The organism is Streptomyces sp. NPDC048590, from assembly GCF_043199535.1.
Classification (GTDB): domain Bacteria; phylum Actinomycetota; class Actinomycetes; order Streptomycetales; family Streptomycetaceae; genus Streptomyces.
Map to the genome: position 1 here is coordinate 18,987 of NZ_JBICWC010000010.1, position 19,141 is coordinate 38,127.

At 72.0% G+C, this 19,141-nt stretch carries 15 protein-coding genes; 8 read left to right on the forward strand and 7 right to left on the reverse strand.

Annotation, left to right across the window (positions count from 1 at the left end; all coding sequences use genetic code 11):
• Nucleotides 1-173 precede the first annotated feature (173 nt).
• Nucleotides 174-437, reverse strand: coding sequence for a WhiB family transcriptional regulator (locus ACGFNN_RS26850; protein ID WP_031093859.1), 264 nt, complete (start codon nucleotides 435-437; stop codon nucleotides 174-176).
• Nucleotides 438-1,100: 663 nt separating this feature from the next.
• Between ACGFNN_RS26850 and ACGFNN_RS26855 the strand changes: the two genes are divergently transcribed.
• From ACGFNN_RS26855 to ACGFNN_RS26865, 3 genes are all read left to right on the forward strand, one after another.
• Nucleotides 1,101-1,607: a cysteine dioxygenase gene (locus ACGFNN_RS26855; protein ID WP_393559647.1), complete on the forward strand. Its 507-nt coding sequence runs from the start codon at nucleotides 1,101-1,103 to the stop codon at nucleotides 1,605-1,607.
• 153 nt (nucleotides 1,608-1,760) lie between these two features.
• Nucleotides 1,761-2,717 (forward strand): 2-phospho-L-lactate transferase, encoded by a 957-nt coding sequence (gene cofD, locus ACGFNN_RS26860; RefSeq protein WP_362540764.1) that lies wholly within the window; start codon nucleotides 1,761-1,763, stop codon nucleotides 2,715-2,717.
• The gene (locus ACGFNN_RS26865) at nucleotides 2,714-4,039 is read left to right on the forward strand and encodes a coenzyme F420-0:L-glutamate ligase (RefSeq protein WP_393559649.1); all 1,326 of its coding nucleotides are present in this window, start codon (nucleotides 2,714-2,716) and stop codon (nucleotides 4,037-4,039) included. Before cofD ends, ACGFNN_RS26865 begins: the two co-directional genes overlap by 4 nt.
• 29 nt (nucleotides 4,040-4,068) lie before the next feature.
• On the opposite strand, the gene ACGFNN_RS26870 is transcribed toward ACGFNN_RS26865, so the two are convergent.
• From ACGFNN_RS26870 to ACGFNN_RS26880, 3 genes are all read right to left on the reverse strand, one after another.
• Nucleotides 4,069-5,073 carry a DNA-3-methyladenine glycosylase family protein gene (locus ACGFNN_RS26870; protein ID WP_393560110.1) on the reverse strand — a complete coding sequence of 335 codons (1,005 nt, stop codon included), beginning with the start codon at nucleotides 5,071-5,073 and terminating at the stop codon, nucleotides 4,069-4,071.
• A gap of 118 nt (nucleotides 5,074-5,191) precedes the next feature.
• Nucleotides 5,192-6,283 (reverse strand): sugar phosphate nucleotidyltransferase, encoded by a 1,092-nt coding sequence (locus tag ACGFNN_RS26875; protein ID WP_393559651.1) that lies wholly within the window; start codon nucleotides 6,281-6,283, stop codon nucleotides 5,192-5,194.
• A 78-nt stretch (nucleotides 6,284-6,361) separates the two neighbouring features.
• Entirely contained in the window at nucleotides 6,362-7,777 is a 1,416-nt protein-coding gene (locus tag ACGFNN_RS26880) for an N-acetylmuramoyl-L-alanine amidase (protein WP_393559653.1), read from the reverse strand.
• Nucleotides 7,778-7,917: 140 nt separating this feature from the next.
• On the opposite strand from ACGFNN_RS26880, the gene ACGFNN_RS26885 reads away from it, so the two are divergent.
• From ACGFNN_RS26885 to ACGFNN_RS26895, 3 genes are all read left to right on the forward strand, one after another.
• Nucleotides 7,918-8,670: a TIGR03089 family protein gene (locus ACGFNN_RS26885; RefSeq protein WP_393559655.1), complete on the forward strand. Its 753-nt coding sequence runs from the start codon at nucleotides 7,918-7,920 to the stop codon at nucleotides 8,668-8,670.
• 199 nt (nucleotides 8,671-8,869) lie between these two features.
• On the forward strand, nucleotides 8,870-10,246 hold the full coding sequence (locus tag ACGFNN_RS26890; RefSeq protein ID WP_393559657.1) for an LCP family protein: 1,377 nt from the start codon (nucleotides 8,870-8,872) through the stop codon (nucleotides 10,244-10,246).
• A 536-nt stretch (nucleotides 10,247-10,782) separates the two neighbouring features.
• A complete protein-coding gene (locus tag ACGFNN_RS26895) occupies nucleotides 10,783-12,447 on the forward strand; it encodes an LCP family protein (RefSeq protein WP_393559658.1) in 1,665 nt (554 codons plus the stop codon).
• A 64-nt stretch (nucleotides 12,448-12,511) separates the two neighbouring features.
• Here the strand turns inward: ACGFNN_RS26895 and ACGFNN_RS26900 are convergent, their stop codons facing one another.
• Nucleotides 12,512-13,534: a glycosyltransferase family 2 protein gene (locus tag ACGFNN_RS26900; protein WP_362540745.1), complete on the reverse strand. Its 1,023-nt coding sequence runs from the start codon at nucleotides 13,532-13,534 to the stop codon at nucleotides 12,512-12,514.
• A gap of 319 nt (nucleotides 13,535-13,853) precedes the next feature.
• Between ACGFNN_RS26900 and ACGFNN_RS26905 the strand changes: the two genes are divergently transcribed.
• Nucleotides 13,854-15,218, forward strand: coding sequence for an LCP family protein (locus ACGFNN_RS26905; protein WP_362540742.1), 1,365 nt, complete (start codon nucleotides 13,854-13,856; stop codon nucleotides 15,216-15,218).
• Between the two features lie 71 nt (nucleotides 15,219-15,289).
• On the opposite strand, the gene ACGFNN_RS26910 is transcribed toward ACGFNN_RS26905, so the two are convergent.
• Together ACGFNN_RS26910 and ACGFNN_RS26915 are read right to left on the reverse strand one after the other, a co-directional pair.
• A complete protein-coding gene (locus tag ACGFNN_RS26910) occupies nucleotides 15,290-16,711 on the reverse strand; it encodes an MFS transporter (RefSeq protein ID WP_393559660.1) in 1,422 nt (473 codons plus the stop codon).
• Nucleotides 16,712-16,715: 4 nt separating this feature from the next.
• Nucleotides 16,716-17,954 (reverse strand): M20 family metallopeptidase, encoded by a 1,239-nt coding sequence (locus tag ACGFNN_RS26915; RefSeq protein ID WP_393559662.1) that lies wholly within the window; start codon nucleotides 17,952-17,954, stop codon nucleotides 16,716-16,718.
• A 59-nt stretch (nucleotides 17,955-18,013) separates the two neighbouring features.
• Here ACGFNN_RS26915 and ACGFNN_RS26920 point away from each other — a divergent pair, with 59 nt between their 5' ends.
• On the forward strand, nucleotides 18,014-19,141 hold the full coding sequence (locus ACGFNN_RS26920) for an Lrp/AsnC family transcriptional regulator (RefSeq protein WP_393559664.1): 1,128 nt from the start codon (nucleotides 18,014-18,016) through the stop codon (nucleotides 19,139-19,141).

Consider the following 19,141-nt stretch of genomic DNA (forward strand, 5'->3'; position numbering starts at 1 on the left):
AGAAGGCCTTCGGGGACCGCCCGGCAGCGCGGGCCACACCTGGTCGGCGAGGCCGGTAGGCGCAGGTGGGCGGGGGCCGCGGGACGGATCCGGCCGGACACGGCGACGGCCTGGGGGCCGCACCCTTGTGCAGGGTGCGGCCCCCAGGCCGTCGCCGTCCCGGTGCCGCCGTGTCAGATGGCCGCCTTCTTCAGGCGCCTGCGCTCACGCTCGGACAGGCCGCCCCAGATCCCGAAGCGCTCGTCGTTGTTGAGGGCGTACTCGAGGCATTCGGACCGGACCTCGCAGGCGAGACAGACCTTCTTGGCCTCGCGGGTGGAGCCGCCCTTTTCAGGAAAGAAGGACTCGGGATCGGTCTGGGCGCACAGTGCGCGCTCCTGCCAGCCGAGCTCTTCGTCCGCGTCCTCGACCAGCAGTTGCTGGAACAGCTCGGTCATGTGCGCCCCTCGTCTGTCTCTTGCGTCCCCGTTATGCGGCCGTTATCGGCGGCCGAACGACACGAGTGAAATTACAGGTGTGTAGCTTCGGGCCAGTCAAGCGAAGATCTGCTATTGGCCCCGGGATTCACCCTGCGGAACCAAGCGTATGCAGAAAGTGCTCAAATCACCAAAAACCTGACATATGCCACGGGCTCCGCCATCCGACGCTTCTCACTGAGTGAGACGAGTGGGCCCGGCCCGACGTTGCGGTTTGATCACCGAAGCGACCAAGATCACATTAGGGTCACGGTGCGTCAACCACGTTCACGGACACGGCTGATGCGCCACCTTGCCTCTCCGGTGGTCGCCAAAACCTTTCTTCACATACGGCAACCGGATGGGGTGAAACATTGCCGCCAAATCGGGCATTGAGTTGACAGGGCGCGGACCCAGCCGCTCTCCTTGACTGCATGCCAGCGACCGCAGCGATGTACACGACCCACACCCGTGGGTTCCGTACGGCTGTCCAGGCCCGCTGTTGCTGTTCCAGCTGTCACAGCTGTTGAGCCCTGCCGCTCCAGCTCTGATCCAGCCGCTCTGAATCCGGCCGCGTCCCACCGCGTTCCGGTCTCCGCGACACCCCCCGCACGCGCATCCACATGCCGAGGAACCACCGCACCCATGAACAGCGACAGCGACCTCTCCATCGCCGGCGACATCCTCGAGGTCCAGCACCTCCTCCGGCCCGCCGACCCCCACCCCTCGACGGTGGCCGGCTTCGCCGGCCTCGCCCGCTCCATCGCGGCCGACCGCGCCCGGTGGGCCCCCCTCGTCCGGTACGACACCACCACCCGCTGGTACCACCGCCTGCAGCAGGGCCCCGGCTACGAGGTGTGGCTGCTCAGCTGGGTGCCCGGACAGGGCAGCGGGCGCCACGACCACGGTCCCTCCTCCGGCGTACTCACCGTCCTGGAAGGCGAGTTGACCGAGCACACGGCCCGGGGGGCGCACTCCCTGGACGCCGGGGCGCAGCGCGTCTTCGCACCGGGATACGTCCACGAGGTCGTCAACGACTCGCTGGAACCCGCTGTGAGCCTGCACGTCTACTTCCCGGGGCTGACCGAGATGCCGATGCACACGGCCAGGTGCGAGGCGACGGCGCCCGGGAGCCCCGTACCGGCCGCCTGAGCCAGCCACCACCCCGACAACGGTCAGGCTCCGCCTGACACCCCACCCGTCGCCCGCCACCACCCCGACAACGGTCAGGCTCCGCCTGACACCCCACCCGTCGCCCGCCACCACCCCGACAACGGTCAGGCTCCGCCTGACAGACTGTTGGGCATGCGCATTGTGGTTCTGGCCGGCGGTATCGGTGGTGCTCGTTTCCTGCGTGGCCTCAAACAGGCCGCGCCCGACGCGGACATCACGGTGATCGGCAACACCGGTGACGACATCCATCTGTTCGGGCTGAAGGTCTGCCCCGACCTGGACACCGTGATGTACACCCTCGGCGGTGGCATCGACGAGGAGCAGGGCTGGGGGCGTACCGACGAGAGCTTCCGGGTCAAGGACGAGCTCGCCGCGTACGGCGTGGGCCCCGAGTGGTTCGGTCTGGGCGACCGTGACTTCGCCACCCACATCGTCCGTACGCAGATGCTCGGCGCGGGCTATCCGCTGAGCGCGGTCACCGAGGCCCTGTGCGCGCGGTGGAAGCCCGGGGTCCGGCTGATCCCGATGACGGACGACCGGGTCGAGACACATGTGGCCGTCGAGGTCGACGGCGAGAGCAAGGCCGTCCACTTCCAGGAGTACTGGGTGAAACTGCGGGCCTCCCTGCCCGCGCAGGCCGTCGTCCCGGTCGGGGCGGAGCAGTCCAAGCCCGCGCCCGGGGTGCTGGAGGCCATCGCCGCGGCGGACGTGATCGTCTTCCCGCCGTCGAACCCCGTCGTCTCGGTCGGCACCATCCTCGCCGTCCCCGGAATCCGGGAGGCGATCGCCGAGGCCGGTGTCCCCGTCGTGGGGCTCTCCCCCATCGTCGGGGACGCGCCCGTCCGGGGCATGGCCGACAAGGTGCTGGCCGCGGTGGGCGTCGAGTCCACCGCGTCGGCCGTGGCACGGCACTACGGCTCGGGGCTCCTCGACGGCTGGCTGGTCGACAGCGTCGACGCCGGGGCCGTCGACGAGATCGAGGCCGCCGGAATCCGCTGCCGGGCCGTCCCCCTGATGATGACGGACGTGGACGCCGCAGCCGAGATGGCACGGCAGGCCCTGGCGCTGGCCGAGGAGGTACGGGCATGAGCTCCGGCCCCGAGGACACCGCGCCCTCCTACCGGGTGTGGGCCCTTCCCGGGATGCCCGAGGTGCGGGCCGGCGACGACCTGGCGAAGCTGATCGCCGCGACGGAGCCCGGGCTGGCCGACGGAGACGTGCTGCTGGTCACCTCGAAGATCGTCTCCAAGGCCGAGGGCAGGATCGTCCAGGCCGAGGACCGGGAGGCGGCGATCGACGCGGAGACGGTCCGCGTGGTCGCCAGGCGCGGGACTCTCAGGATCGTGGAGAACCGGCAGGGTCTCGTCATGGCGGCCGCCGGGGTGGACGCCTCGAACACGCCCGCCGGCACCGTCCTGCTGCTGCCCGAGGACCCGGACGCCTCGGCCCGGCTGATCCGGGAAGGGCTCAGGGACGCTCTGGGCGTCGACGTCGGCGTCGTCGTCACGGACACCTTCGGCAGGCCCTGGCGCAACGGGCTGACCGATGTCGCGATCGGGGCGGCCGGGGTCAGGGTCCTCGACGACCTGCGGGGCGGTACCGACGGGTTCGGCAACCCGCTCAGCGCGACCGTCGTCGCCACCGCCGACGAACTCGCCTCGGCCGGCGACCTGGTGAAGGGCAAGGCCGCGGGGCTTCCCGTGGCGGTGGTGCGGGGCCTCGGCCATGTGGTGGCGGATTCCGGCGCCCCCGAGGAGGGCGCCCGTGCCATGGTGCGGGTCGCGGCGGACGACATGTTCCGGCTGGGGACGTCCGAAGCGGTGCGGGAGGCGCTGGGTCTCCGGCGCACCGTGCGCGAGTTCACCGACGAACCGGTCGACCCCGGCGCCGTACGGCGTGCGGTGGCGGCCGCGGTGACGGCCCCCGCCCCCCACCACACGACGCCCTGGCGCTTCGTCCTGCTGGAATCGGAGGAGGCCCGCGTACGGCTGCTCGACGCCATGCGGGACGCGTGGATCGCGGACCTGCGGCGGGACGGGCGGAGCGAGGAATCGGTGGCCAGGAGGGTGCGCCGCGGCGACGTCCTTCGCAACGCCCCGTACCTGGCGGTGCCTTGCCTCGTCATGGACGGGTCGCACACCTACGGCGACGAGCGCCGGGACAGCGCCGAGCGCGAGATGTTCGTGGTCGCCGCCGGTGCGGGCGTCCAGAACTTCCTGGTGGCGCTCGCCGGTGAACGCCTCGGCTCGGCGTGGGTGTCCTCGACGATGTTCTGCCGGTCGGTGGTGCGTGAGGTGCTCGACCTGCCGGAGTCGTGGGACCCGCTGGGCGCCGTGGCCGTGGGCCACCCGAAGGTGACCCCGCCGCCACGGGCGGCCCGGGACGCCGGCGGGTTCATCACCGTGCGCTGAACCGTACGCCGCCGGGCTCACCCGGCCGGTCAGAGCCTGGCGATGTCGCGCGGGGTCATCCGCGGGGCCCGTCGGGCCGGGGTATGGCCGGAGAGCATGATCAGGCGGGTCGCACGGTGGCGCTGGCCGTCGTACGGGGCGAGGAGGGCCAGCATCTCCTCGTCGTCGGCGTGCCTGTTGCCGGCGAGGGCGTGGCCGACGATCCCGGGCAGATGGAGGTCGCCGACGGTCACCGCGTCGGCCGCGCCGTTCGACCGCTGAAGGGTCTCCGCCGCGGTCCAGGGGCCGATGCCCGGGATCAGCTGGAGCCGGGCCGTGGCCTCGGGAAGGTCCATCGCCGCGGCCTCCTCCATCCGCCGGGCCACCCGCACCGCGCGCAGGATCGTGGCCGAGCGTTTGGAGTCCACACCCGCGCGGTGCCACTCCCAGGACGGGATCAGCGACCAGGTCCGCGCGTCCGGCATGACGTGGAGGCCGTGCTTCCCGAACGCCTCGTCGGACGGGCCGGGGGCGGGGGTGCCGTAGGTGCGGACCAGCAGCCGCCAGGCCCGGTACGCCTCGTCGGTGGTGACCTTCTGTTCGAGGATCGACGGGATCAGGGACTCCATGACCAGCCCGGTGCGCAGCAGGCGCAGGCCGGGCCGACGGCGCTGCGTCAGGGCGACCAGGCGGTGGCGCGGCTCGAAGGCGTCCGGGGTGTCGTCGGCGCCGAGCAGGGCAGGGAGCCCGTCCAGGAGCCACTGGGCGCCCGGACCCCACGCCGCGGCCGAGATCCGGCCGTCGCCCGGCGCGGAGATCCGCAGTGTGCCGGGTCCCGCCGGGGTGCGGGTCGCCCGCCAGAAGGTCCCGTCCGGCAGCGCGCGATAGGCCGGGTCGGCCGGGCCCCGGCGCAGCGGGCTCAGGACCAGGCGCAGGTCCAGCGGGCCGGGCGGGGTCCAGATCCGGGTCAGCGGGGCGGACGCGGCGTCGCGGGGACCGGCCACCGGCCCCTGCGGGGGTACGGCGGTGGTGCGGGGTACGAAGCGTCCTGCCACGGGGTCCTCGGTCGTCGGAAGTGCCACGGGGGTCGCCCTGCGGATCAGGTCCGCGCCGCGGTCCCGGGCGGATTCCGCCGGACACCCCTGTGACGAGGGTACGGCCGGCGGGCGGCTTTCACTGGTCCGACGAGAAGCGGACCGAGGCGTCCGGGAGGACCGCACCGCACCAGACGCGGATGCCGTCCCGCAGCTCGTTGTCGGCACCGACCCGGGCTCCGTCGCCGATCACCGCGCCGGTGAGGACCGTACGGCTGCCGATCCGCGCCCCGGCGCCGACGAGCGAGTCGGTGATCACCGCACCCGGTTCGACCACGGCGTGGGCGAGGACCGTGGAGCCGGAGATCCTGGCGCCCTCGCCGATCAGGGCGCCCTCCCCCACGACCGTACCGCCGGTGAGCTTGGCGCCGGGGGCCACGGACGCGGTGGGCAGCACCAGCCGGTCGCCGCAGCGTCCCGGGACCGCCGGGGAGGGGGCGCGGCCCAGGACGAGGTCGGCGGAGCCGCGTACGAACGCCTGGGGGGTGCCGAGGTCCAGCCAGTAGGTGGAGTCGACCATGCCCTGGAGGTGGGCGCCGGACTCCAGCAGGCCGGGGAAGGTCTCACGCTCCACGGAGACCGGCCGGCCCTCGGGGATCGTGTCGATGACCGACCGGCGGAAGACGTACGCGCCGGCGTTGATCTGGTCGGTGACTATCTCCTCGGGTGTCTGCGGCTTCTCCAGGAAGGCCGTCACCCTGCCCGTGGCGTCCGTCGGCACGAGGCCGAAGGCGCGCGGGTCCTCCACCCGGGTGAGGTGCAGGGAGACGTCCGCCCCCGAGGTGGCGTGCGCGGTGACGAGAGCCCGGATGTCGAGGCCCGTGAGGATGTCGCCGTTGAAGACGATGACGGGTTCGTCCGGGCCCGAGGCCAGCCGCGACGCAACGTTGCGGATGGCCCCGCCGGTACCGAGGGGGTCGTCCTCGGTGACGTACTCGATGGAGAGGCCGAGCGACGAACCGTCACCGAAGTACGGTTCGAACACCTCCGCCAGGTAGGACGTGGCGAGCACGATGTGCTCCACCCCGGCCGCCCTGGCGCGCGCCAGCTGGTGGGTGAGGAACGGCACCCCCGCCGCCGGGACCATCGGCTTCGGCGTGTGCACCGTGAGCGGGCGCAGCCGGGTGCCCTTGCCCCCGACCAGGAGGATCGCTTCTCTTGCCTCTGTCACAGCGCCGTCTCTGCTTCCTGCTGGGGCCAGGCCTCGTTTCGGCTGGCCAGTGTATGCAGACCGGCGGGTGCCTCCCGGTCAGCGGCCCTGCAGCTTCGCGGAACTGGTCCGTACCGTGCCGAGCTTGTTGTAGAGACGGATTCCCGGGCATTCGGTTGCGAAGCCGTCGCGGTGCCCGGAGATGACGTTCAGCTTGGCCTTGGCCCCCTTCGCGTACTTGCCGCTGCCGCCCGAGACGAGTGTCACCTTGCCCTTGGGGTTGCGGCCGAACAGTCCGAGCTTCCAGGCGGTGAGCTTGGCGATCGCGTTGACCGCGGCGGCGGGCGGGGTCTTCGAGCTGTAGGTGCCGAGCACGGCGATGCCCATGCTGTTGGTGTTGAAGCCCAGGGTGTGCGCGCCGAGCACGGCCTTGGTCACGCCTCCGGCGCGTCCTTCGTAGATGTTCCCGCACTTGTCGATGGCGAAGTTGTAGCCGATGTCGCGCCAGCCGCTGCTCTTGACGTGGTAGCGGTAGATACCGCGCAGGACCGAGGGCGCCTGCGCACAGGTGTAGTTGTTGCCGGTCGCACTGTGGTGGACGAAGGCCGCCTTGACCGTCGAGGTGTAGGCGAAGGTGCGCTCCCGCAGGCTCTCGTCGGCGCCCCAGCCCTTACGTGTGACGATGCCCGGGCGGGGCCCCACGTACGGTTTGGCGGCCGCTCCGACGACCGCCTGCTCCTCGGACTCCTCCTTGCTCAGCGCGGGGATCAGGGTGGCTCCGAGCGGTGCGAGGTCGGCGTTGACGGCGGAGCTCTCGGCCGCGGCGATGCCGGCCGTCGCCGACTCGGGCACCGTGCCGGGCTTGGGCGCGGTGGCGGGGGTTGCGGTGCCGGGCGCGGGGGTGACATCGGCCCGCGGCTCCTCCGGGTCGTCGCCGGGAGAGACGAGTTCCACCCGCAGCCCGGCGGGAAGGGCGGCGGTGTCCTCGTCGTCCCCGCTGCGCGGTCCGGAGCTCTCGGAGCGGACACGGACCTCGACGCCGTCCGAGTCGCCGACCCAGAGCGGGGCGGTCGAGCCCCGTACGGTGCCGGACTCGCGCTCGGGGCTGCCCGCGTCGGCGGCGTGGTCGATGTTGTGGGTCTCGAGCGACTGCCAGCCGGTCCACGAGGTGGTCCCGGCCATTCGGGTGCGCACCTGGACGGTGCCGTGCAGTTCGGCGTCGGCGTCGTCCCAGACGACGCCGACGAGTGAGAAGCGGTGCGAGCCGCGGCGCTTCAGCCCTTGCTCGGATCCGGGCCTCATCGATTCGGAGGGCGTACCGGTGGCCCTCGACGACGTGTCGTCGAGCGGGCGCAGAGGCAGCGACTGGGTCGAACCCGCGGGTTCGACGGGGGTGGCCGAGGGCGCCTGGGCGACTCGGGCGGGGACAGGGGCGGCGGGGGCGGGTGCGGCGAGCGGGAGGGTGAGTGCCGTCGCGCAGGTTACGCCGATGGATGTTGCAAGAAGTGCACGCATACAGGAAATCCTTGACAGAACCCGGCATTCCCGGCTACTGGAGCGCGCACGCGCCCAGCTGACGCACCGTCTGCCGAACCGGTGCATGGGACACCCGTCACGTCCGGGCGGGCCGGCACCCGCCGCGTACCCTTGCGCGGATGAACGCCAGTGATCGCACCCCCGCCGACCTGCTGCGATCCGCGCTCGCCGCGGACCCGGCCCGCCCCCTCGTCACCTTCTACGACGACGCAACCGGAGAGCGCGTCGAACTGTCGGTGGCCACCTTCGCCAATTGGGTGGCCAAGACGGCCAACCTGCTCCAGGGTGAGCTGTCCGCCGAGCCCGGGGACCGGCTCGCCCTGCTGCTCCCCGCCCACTGGCAGTCCGCCGTCTGGCTTCTCGCCTGCTCCTCCGTGGGTGTGGTCGCCGAGGTGCAGGGTGACCCCGCCTCGGCCGATCTCCTCGTCAGCGGACCCGACTCGCTCGACCGCGCCCGGGCCTGCCGCGGCGAGCGGATCGCGCTGGCCCTGCGCCCGCTCGGCGGCAGGTTCCCCCAGGCCCCGGAGGGCTTCGCGGACTACGCGGTGGAGGTGCCGGGCCAGGGCGACCGCTTCGCGCCGTTCGCCCCGGTGGATCCCGCCGCCCCGGCCCTGACGGTGGCGGGCACCGCCCTGACGGCGGACCAGCTGGTCGGCCGGGCCCGCGAGGACGCCGCGCGGCTCGGACTCGTACCGGGCTCCCGGGTTCTGACGGGGCATGGGTACGACACCTGGGAAGGGCTGTCCACGGGACTGTTCGCGCCGCTCGCCGCCGGAGGGTCGGTGGTCCTCTGCCGGCACCTGGACCGGCTGGACGCCCAAGGACTGGCGGGGCGCGTCGAGAGCGAGCGGATCACCGTCACCGCGGTATGACAAGCGCTCCGTGCGCCACTCGTCCGGCCCATGGCGGGCCGAGCCCCCGGGACTGAACACCGACGGCGGTACATGATCGGCGGTACGAAAGCACCGCCGGGAATGCCCTCTGGATGCACAACCAAGCGTGAGGTTCAGCCGTCTACTTCTGCGACCGGCGGCCCTTCGCACCGCCGAAACGTGAAGGATGGACGCAGACGTGAGCGACAGCCCCGGTACCCCGGCCGACCCGGAGCGCCCGGAGCATTCCACCGGGGGTGGGCCGGCGGACGGGACCGGGGACCCGTCCGGGAAGGCCCCCGGGGGCGACTCGGCCGGCGGCGGGACACCCGCCGGGGAGGATCAGGCTCCGGGCGAGGGCGACGGAGGGACCGCGGCGGGCGCCGCGGACGGGACCTGGTCCCAGCGGCCCGAGCGCGCCCCGGGCAGGGGCAGGCGTCACTGGCTGCGCTGGACCGCCCTCGGCGTCTCCTTCCTCGTACTGGTCGCCGCCGGTGTCGGCTGGTGGCTGTACCGGAAGCTGGACGGCAACATCACGACCGACACCAGCGCCGCCGCCGAGCTGAAGGCGTACGAGAAGGAGCGCCCGCGGCCCATCGCGCGGGACGCCCAGAACATCCTGCTGATCGGCTCCGACACGCGCTCCGGCGACAACAGCGCCTACGGGCGCGACGACGGCGGGAGCCAGCGGTCGGACACCACGATCCTGCTGCACCTGGCGGCCGACCGTCACAGTGCGACGGCGGTGTCGATCCCGCGGGACCTCATGAGCCAGATCCCCAGCTGCCACACGGCGGACGGCAAGACGACGAAGGCCCAGTTCGCCCAGTTCAACTGGGCTTTCGAGCTCGGCGGCACGGCCTGCACGATCCGCACCGTGGAGAAGATGACCGGCATCCGGATCGACCACCACATGGTCATCGACTTCAGCGGGTTCAAGGACATGGTCGACGCCGTGGACGGTGTCGAGGTCTGCCTCAAGGAACCGGTCGACGACAAGGACGCCCACCTCAAGCTCCCCGCCGGGCGTCAGGAGCTCGACGGCGAGCAGGCCCTGGGGTACGTACGCGCCCGCAAGTCGATCGGCGACGGCAGCGACACCGAACGCATGGACCGTCAGCAGAAGTTCCTGGGTGCCCTGGTCAACAAGATGCAGAGCAACGGGGTGCTGCTGAACCCGACGCGGCTCTACCCGGTCCTGGACGCCGCGACCAAGTCACTGACGACGGACCCGGGCCTCGACTCGTTGAGGGATCTCTACGACCTGGTCCGCGGGATGCGGAACGTACCGACGGAGAAGGTGCAGTTCCTCACGGTTCCCCGCACCTCGTACCGGGCCGACCCGAACCGGGACGAACTCGTACAGCCCGACGCCGAGCGGCTGTTCACGCAACTGCGCGAGGACGAGCCGGTGGCGGTGGTACCGGCCGACACCGGCAATTCCCGGGATTCACAGGCAGATCACAGCTCCAGGAACGAACAGTCCACCGAAAAGCCCGCCACTTCGGACGGGAGCCCCACTCCGGCCCCGACCTATTCGGGGTCGAATGCGGCGGAAGACCCGTGCGGCGCGTAAAGCAATTCTCAAGCGATGGGCGGTAATCGCGACAGAACAGGCGGAATGCCCGGTTATAAAGGGCGTGGAATCTGTCACGCGCGGCCCCGGTGGCCGATTCCGCCGGATAGTGTGACGCGATCCGGTACGTGCGGCCTCGGGGGCCGCACGGCGGAACCGGCGACCGGGCGCCCCTACGGGGAGGCGTCCTGTGTCGCACCGACGGAGGACTCAGCAACCGTGGACCGGCACAGCCGTGGGCGGGCGGAAGAGATCGACCCCGCCGACCAGTGGGCCACGGAGCTACGGACCAGCCGTCACGAATTGCGACCGGTTCGCTCCGGAGCAGAGTCGTCCCCCTCTCCCGCTCACGCCGAGGGGTTTCGTACGACGGTGCCGACGGCCAGCAGGGGCATGGCATGAGCGACGCGGGGACACCCGTCACCGGACCGGCAATGGCGCCGGACGGCTCGCGGCGGGCCGGCGTCGGCACGGCGGAATGCGCGAAGTGACGGACAGTCGCGCCACAACGGAATTCTGAGATGCAGGGGGGTCCGGTGGGACGGAGCAGCGTACGCGGAGAGGGGACACGGCCGCGCGGCCGCCACGACGGGCCTCCCGGCTCCGGCGGGGCGGAGGCCGCCGGCGGCCGGTCCGGCCAGGGCAGGCGTTCCGGGGCGGCTCCGGCGGGCACGGGGCCCGGGCGGGCCGACCGCCCGTCCCGGCGCGCGCCCAAGAGCGGCAAGCGGCGGGTCCTGCGCTGGGTGGCGACCGTGCTCGCGCTTCTCATACTCGGCACCGGCGGGGCCGGTTACCTGTACTACAAGCACCTCAACGGGAACATCAGGAAGGAGGACCTGACCCTCGGCGACAAACAGATGGCCGACCACAAGGCCAACGCCGCCGGGCAGACCCCCCTCAACATCCTGCTCATAGGCTCCGACGCACGGGACTCCGAGGCCAACCAGAAGCTGGGCGGTGCCAAGGAGACCTTCGGCGGTACACCCCTCGCCGACGTGCAGATGCTGCTCCACCTCTCCGCCGACCGCAGCAACATCTCCGTCGTCAGCATGCCGCGCGACACCATGCTGAAGATGCCGAAGTGCACGGACCCCGAGTCCGGCAAGGTGTACGCGGCCAGCACGGTCGACGTGCAGACCAACGAGAGCCTCGGCCGCGGCGGTCCCGGCTGTACGGTCGCCGCCTGGTACGAGCTGACCGGCATCACCATCGACCACTTCATGATGATCGACTTCGCGGGTGTGGTCTCCATGGCCGACGCCATCGGCGGTGTCCCGGTCTGCGTCGACGCCAACATCCGCTCGCGCGGCAGCGACGGCAAGGGCTCGGGACTGAAGCTGGAGGAGGGCACGACCTCCGTCAAGGGCAAGCAGGCCCTCCAGTGGCTGCGGACCCGCTACGGCTTCGAGGACAACACCGACCTGGGCCGCACCAAGGCCCAGCACCAGTACCTGAACTCGATGGTCCGCCAGCTGCGCAAGGGCACCAAGCTCACGGACCCCGGGAAGCTGATGAGCCTGGCCGAGGCGGCCACCAGCGCGCTGACGGTCGACAAGGGCCTCGACACGGTCAAGAAGCTGTACGACCTCGCCGAGGAACTCAAGAAGGCCCCCACCGACCGCATCACCATGACGACCATGCCGAACGTCTACGGCACGGGCCAGTTCTCCGGGCGCGTGTACCCGAAGGCCGACGAGGCCGAGCAGGTGTTCCGGATGATCCGTGAGGACATCCCGCTCGACGGCAAGGCGTCCAAGCGCAAGACGCCCGTGGTCACGGACAAGGCCGCCCCGGACGACGAGATCGCCGTCAGCGTCCGCAACGCCACCGGCACGGACACCCTGGGTCCCGCCCAGGGGCGCGCGAGCACGGTCAAGGAGCTCCTGACCGACGCGGGCTTCACCCGGGCCTCGGTCGACTCGCAGAACACCGAGCCGGCGGCCAGGACCGGTCTCCTCTACCCCAGCGCGGACCTGGAGGGCGACGCGCAGGCGGTCGCCAAGGCGCTGGGGATCCCGGTGGCCCAGGTGAAGAAGTCCACGGAGGTCTCGGGCATCGTGCTGGCCGTGGGAGCCGACTGGCGCGAGGACGGGGCCTACCCCGCCAAGGCCGCCGACGAGAAGACCCCGGAATCGGCGAACCCGCTCAACGGTGCGGACGAGAAGGCGTGCATGCACGTCAACCCGAACTACACCTGGTGACGGGGCGACCACGAGGAAGGGCCCCACCGGCGCCGGTGGGGCCCTTCCTCGTGGTCGGCGCGGTTCAGGCCGTCTGCTCCTGGACTGCCGGGCGGCGGCTCGCGATGACCTTCCTCGCCAGCGAGCGCGGGCTGGTCAGGAATCCGTAGCCCCACGACATGTGCATGGTGGCCAGCGCCAGCGGGATCTGCGCCCGCGCCTTGAGCGGCAGGCCCTTCCCCGCGGGCAGCGATCCCGCGACGATCGCCGCGACGTAACCGGCCGGCACGACGAACGCCCACGGCGTGACGGCCGCGCCCAGGACCACACCGGCCGCTATGGCGCAGACGGCGGTCGGCGGGGCCAGGTAGCGCAGGTTGATCGAGCCGGAGTGGTAGCGGGCCACGACGTGACGCCAGCGGCCGTACTCCTTGTACTGCTTCGCGAGCGCGCGGACGCTGGGGCGCGGGCGGTACTGCACCTTCAGCTCGGGAGAGAACCAGATCAGGCCACCCGCCTCGCGGATGCGGAAGTTCAGCTCCCAGTCCTGGGCGCGGATGAACTCGACGTTGTAGCCGTCGGCACGTTCCAGCGCCTCCCGGCGGAAGACGCCCAGGTAGACGGTCTCGGCCGGGCCCGCGGCGCCACCGGTGTGGAAGGCCGCGTTCCCGACGCCGATCTTCGAGGTCATCGCGGCGGCGACGGCGTCCTCCCAGGCGTTCTCGCCCTCGGCGTGCATGATGCCGCCGACGTTCTGCGCCCCGGTCTCCTCCAGGAGCCGGACCGCCGTCGCGATGTAGTCGGGGGACAGCATCCCGTGCCCGTCCACGCGTACCACGATCGGGTGATGCGACGCCTTGATCGCGGCGTTGAGCGCGGCAGGGGTGCGGCCGGTCGGATTCGGGACCGTGTGGACCCGGGAGTCCTCCTTGACCAGCTCCGCGGCGATCTCGTCCGTACGGTCGTCCGAGGGGCCGAGGGCGATCACCACCTCCATCTCACCGGCGTACTCCTGCTCCAGGATGTGCCGGACCGAGTTCCTGAGATGGCGTTCCTCGTTGAGCACCGGCATGATCACGGAGACGGCGGGGTACTGCGCGGCAGACATGTGGTCCTCGGGTCCTCGGGGGTGCCAGGGCTCCGGGGTTTCGCACCGGAGGAGGTGGCGTGATTCCGCCGCCACGTTACCGCGAACGAGGGACAGCGGCGCGCGCCGCCGCCCCTCCTCCCGGTCGGCAGATCGTATGGGCCTACCGTGCGAAAGTCCTACTCGCACCGCGGAGGTGTCCCTCGTGCCCACGCCGCACCGATCGCCCCGTCCACCGCACCCCCGCACCGCTCCCCCGCGCGGCAGGAGCTCACGGCAGCCCGGCCGCCCCGCGCCACGGAAGCGGGCAGGCGTCCGGAAGGAGCGGCCGAGGTGGGGCATGCGGATCGCCACCGGGCTGTCCGTGCTGGTGCTCGGTGCCGGGGGCATCGGCCACGCCGTGGTCAGCGGGCTGGAGACAGGGATCGACCGGGTCGACCCGTTCAAGGACATGAAGAACCGCCCTCAGGGCGGTCACGGCATGAACTTCCTGCTCGTCGGCACCGACGGCCGCGACCGGATCTCCGCCGCGGAGAAGAAGAAGTACAAGCTGGGCGGCGCCCCGTGCCACTGCACGGACACCCTGATGCTCGTCCACCTCTCCGCCGACAAGCAGCGGGCGAGCGTGGTCAGCCTGCCGCGCGACAGCTACGCCGAGCTCCCCGCCCACACCGACGCCACCACCGGCAAGGAGCACTCACCGCACCCGGTGAAGCTGAACGCCGCGTACGCCGAGGGCGGCCCCCACCTCACGGTCCGGACCGTGGAACAGATGACGGGCGTCAAGATCGACCACTACCTGGAGGTCGACTTCACCAGCTTCATGAAGACGGTCGACACCCTGGGCGGGGTGGAGATCTGCACCGCCAAACCGCTCAAGGACTCCTACACCGGACTGGACCTGGCCCCCGGCACCCACACGCTGGACGGCGGCCGGTCCCTGCAGTACGTCCGCTCCCGCCACCTCGACGGGGCGGCCGACCTCGGCCGGATGCAGCGCCAGCAGAAGTTCATGGCCGCGCTGATCAAGCGGACGACGAGCAGCGGCGTGCTGATGAATCCGGTGAAGTTCCAGCAGGTGGCCTCGTCGATGCTGGAGTCCGTACGCGCCGACAAGGGCTTCGGTACGGAGCAGATGCTGGAGCTCGGAAAGGCCATGCGCGGCTTCACCCCGGCGTCGTCCGAGTTCGCCTCCGTACCCCTGGAGGAGAAGGGGCTCCAGGTCAAGGGCATCGGTGCCACCGTGAAGTGGGACGCGGCGCGGTCGAAGAAGATGTTCCGTGCCCTGCGCGAGGACCGCCCGCTCGCCCCGCACGTCCCGAAGGCGCCCAAGGCGACACTCGTAGACGTCGCCCCGGAGCAGATCCGGGTGCAGGTCTTCAACGGAACGCCCAAGGACGGGCTCGGCCAGGAGGTCGACGCGGCGCTCCGGGCCACCGGCTTCAACACCACCCGCGCCCCTCTGAACGGCGGCCCGAGCAACCTGACCCGCACCCAGGTCACCTACGACCCTCGCTGGGACCGCTCGGCGAAGTCCCTGGCCACGGCGCTGCCCGGGTGTGAACTGCGGGCGGTGAAGGGGCAGGGCGCGACGATGGAGGTCACCGCGGGCTCGGACTTCACCAAGGTCCGGCGGGTCAAGGCGGAGGACCCACAGCGAGGGGAGTTCGGCACGGTCACCGGCGACCAGGTGGTCTGCCCCTGACCGCGCCCGCGCGGGTCACCCCGCACGGCGCCGTCGGAACGCTTTCCCCTCCCGGCGGCGTGAGAACGCGGTCACCCCTCCCGGCGCCGTGAGAACGCGGTCGCCGCGAGTGCGACGGCCGCCGCGGCCGATGCGGTCAGCCAGAGTGCGGTGTAGCCGCCCTCGCCCGGTTCGCCGGTGGCGGGCGACAGGAAGGCACCGAGCAGGGCCGCGAAGACACCGCCGGCGACGGCGCCGCCCAGGGTCTTCACGTTGTTGTAGAGCGCGGCGGCGATACCGGTCCTGGACGGGTCGGAGGCCTCGACGATCACCGTCGGCATGGCACCCAGGGCGAGCCCGATCCCCAGGCCGGTGAACGCGGATCCGGCCGCCATCTGCCAGATCTCGTCGTGCAGGAAGGCGAACTGCAGGAAGCTCAGGGCGACCAGCCCGAAGGCCGCCATCAGCGTCGGGCGGTAACCGGCCCGTCGGGCGACGGCGGCCGTGCCCAGGGAGCCGACGACACTGCCGACGGCACCGGGGAGCAGGACCAGCGAGATGGCCAGCGGGCCCAGACCGAACCCGTAACCGGTGGCCTCGGGGTCCGCCGCGTAGAAGGCGGAGTTGGGGGCCTGGCTCCCGAAGTAGAAGACGCCGAAGAGGAACGCCGCGCCGTAGAAGGGCGCGGTGGTCCGGGCCGCCAGCGCCCGTACGTCGACCAACGGCTCCGCGACGCGGAGCTCCACCCTTGCCCACAGCGCCAGCAGCACGATCCCGAGCGCGAGAGGCCCCAGGACCCTCGGGGTGCCCCACGAACCGTCCTCCGCCCCCGAGACCCCGCCGAGCAGGGCGACCATGGCGCCACCGAGCAGAGCCACCCCGGCCCCGTCGACCCGGCCGGGGGCCCTGGTCCGTGACTCCGGCACCGCGACGAAGGAGACCGGCACGCAGAGCACGGCCAGGGCGGCGGGGACCAGCAGGGTGAGCCGGAGATCACCGAAGGCCGAGTCGACGAGACCCATCACCACCCCGCCCGCCATCGCGCCCAGCGTCAGCGCACCCACCAGGCGGGCGATGGCGCGGCGCGCGTCGGCGACCGGCAGACGGTCCCGTACGAGAGCGATCTCCAGCGGCAGCAGCGCGGCGATCGGCCCCTGGAGCACCCGGCCGGCGATGAGCGTCGGGAAGTCCGGTGCGAGCGCGACGACCAGGGTGCCCGCCGCGATCAGCGCCAGGGCCGTACGGAGCATCCGCCGGTGTCCGTACAGGTCACCGAGGCGCCCGAACAGCGGGACGCAGACGGCCGCGGCGAGCAGCTGGACGGAGACGACCCAGTTCAGGGCGGCCGTACCCATCCCGAGATGATCGGCCAGACCGGGGAGCAGCGGGGCGAGCCCGAACTGAAGGAAGCCGCTGGTCACCTCGAAGAGGACGAGGAGTCCCACGACGGCGGTCACGGACGCGGGCGGCGGCTCGACGGGAGCGTCCGGCGGCGGGGTGTCGGTGGCGGTCATCGGCCTACTCCTCCCCGCTCGCCGCGAGCGGGGAGCCGGCCTCGGGCGTGAGCGGGGTCCCGAGCCGGCGCAGCGCCAGTCCGGCGAGGAGGGCCGCCGCGTGCGGCAGGGCATCGTCGTCGTAGACGGCCTGCGCGGAGTGGTTCATCGGGGCGGTGGCCGGGTCGGTGTCCGGCGGGCATGCCCCGAGGCCGACGAAGGCGCCCGGCACCTCCCGCAGCACGAAGGAGAAGTCCTCGGCCCCGGCCATCGGACGTGGCGCCTCGAAGACGTGTCCCTCCCCCAGGACCTGCCGCGCGGTCTCCAGGGCGAACGCCGCCTCGTCCACGTCGTTGACCGTCGGCGGGTACTGCTCGACGTAGTCGATCTCGGCGGTCAGCCCGTGGGCGGCGGCCACCCCGTGCACGGTGCGCTCGAAGGCTGCGCGCACGCGGGCACGGGAGGCGTCGGAGAAGGTTCGCACGGTCGCGGCGAGGCTCGCGGTCTCCGGGATGACGTTGGCGGCGGTGCCGGCCTCGATCCGTCCGACCGTGACGACGGCGGGGTCGAAGACGTCGATCTCGCGGGTGACGGCCGTCTGAAGTGCGGTGACCATGGCGCAGAGCGCGGGTACCGGGTCGGCGGCGGAGTGCGGTGACGAGCCGTGTCCGCCCCGGCCGCGCACCGTGACCGCCACCGCGTCCGAGGCCGCCAGCATGGAGCCGGGACGGGTCGCGGCGAAGCCGGTGGGAGCGCCGGTGGAGATCACGTGCAGGGCGTAGGCGGCGACGACCCGCTGCCCCGCGGCATCGAGCACTCCCTCGTCGATCATGATCCGGGCCCCGCCCTGGCCCTCCTCCCCGGGCTGGAACATGAGGACGACGTCGCCCGCCAGTTCCTCCCGCCGGGCGGCCAGCAGCCGTGCGGCACCGACCAGCCCGGTGACGTGCAGATCGTGTCCGCAGGCGTGCATCCGGCCGTCGATGACGGAGGCGTACGGGAGGCCGGTGTCCTCCTGGACCGGGAGGGCGTCCATGTCGCCGCGGAGCAGGACGGCGGGGCCCGGCCTGCCGCCGCGCAGCACGGCGGTCACGGAGCTCAGCGCGGTGCCGGTGCGTATCTCCAGGCCGAGGCCGTCCAGCGCGGCAAGGATCTTGGCCTGCGTCAGCGGGAGGTCCAGACCGAGCTCGGGCTCACGGTGCAGGGCGTGGCGGAGTTCGGTCAGGGCGGGGGCGAGGTCACGGGCCTCGTGGAGCAAGGACATGGGCGTATCGTGCGGAGCGCGGCCCCTCATCCATGATCGTACGCAGGAAAGCGCCTCTCATGAGCCAGACGACGCAAGAATCCGCCGGGCCACCCGAGCGCCTGCTGCGCACCGCGCAGCCTGAGCCGCTGGACGAGCTGGACTATCTCCTGATCACCGCGCTCCAGACCTCGCCCCGGGCCGAGTGGGCGCAGATCGGGAAGGTACTCGGGGTCGACGCCTCCACGGCGGCCCGCCGCTGGACCCGGCTCACCGAGGCCGGGCACGCCTGGCTGAGCTGTTACACGGTGGCGGTGGGCCCCGCCGTGCCGATCATCGCCTTCATCGAGGTGGACTGCGCGGCCGGCACCCTGCACGACGTGGCGGCCGAGATCGCCGACGATCCGCATCTGATCACCATCGAGCACGTCACCGGCGCCCGGGACCTGGTGCTCACCGCCGCCTTCCCCGACCTGGCGATGCTGGCCAGGTACGTCGGCTTCCGCCTCGGGCGGCTGCCGGGCGTGTCGGCGACGCGCTCCCAGACGGCCACCGCCGTCCACACCGAGGGCAGCCGCTGGCGGCTCGACCGGCTGGATCCCGACAGCAAGGACCTGCTGGCGAAGGACCGCGGACCGGCCATGCCGCGCCGGGGCCTGCCCGCTCCCGACGCCCTGGACACCGGGCTCTACCTGCTGTTGAGCGAGGACTTCCGCCAGTCGGCCGCCCGCCTCGCGGAGCGCCTCGGAGTCAGCCCGACCACGGTCCGCCGCAGGCTCGACCGCATGCACCGGCAGGACGCGCTGATCTACCGCTGCGAGGTGGCCCGCCACCTCTCGGGCTGGCCGATCTCGGTCACCCTCTGGGGCGTCGCACCGGCCGGTGAGAGCGCGCGGATCGCCGCGCAGCTGATCCGGATGCGGGAGACCCGGCTCTGCGCCTCCCTCACCGGACCGCACAACCTGATGCTCACGGTCTGGCTCCGCACCGCGGAGGACATCGGGCCCTTCGAGGCGCGGCTGGCGGAGCGGTTCCCGGAGTTCACCGTCGCGGACCGGGCGGTCGCGCTCTGGCAGCTCAAGATCGCCGGACATCTCCTGGACCCGCAGGGCCGCCACATCAGGGGCGTGCCCGTCACCTTCTGGGAGGAGCCGGACGCCGAGCGGGCCGAGGACGCGCTGCTGGACCGGCTCCGGGTCCCCCGCTGA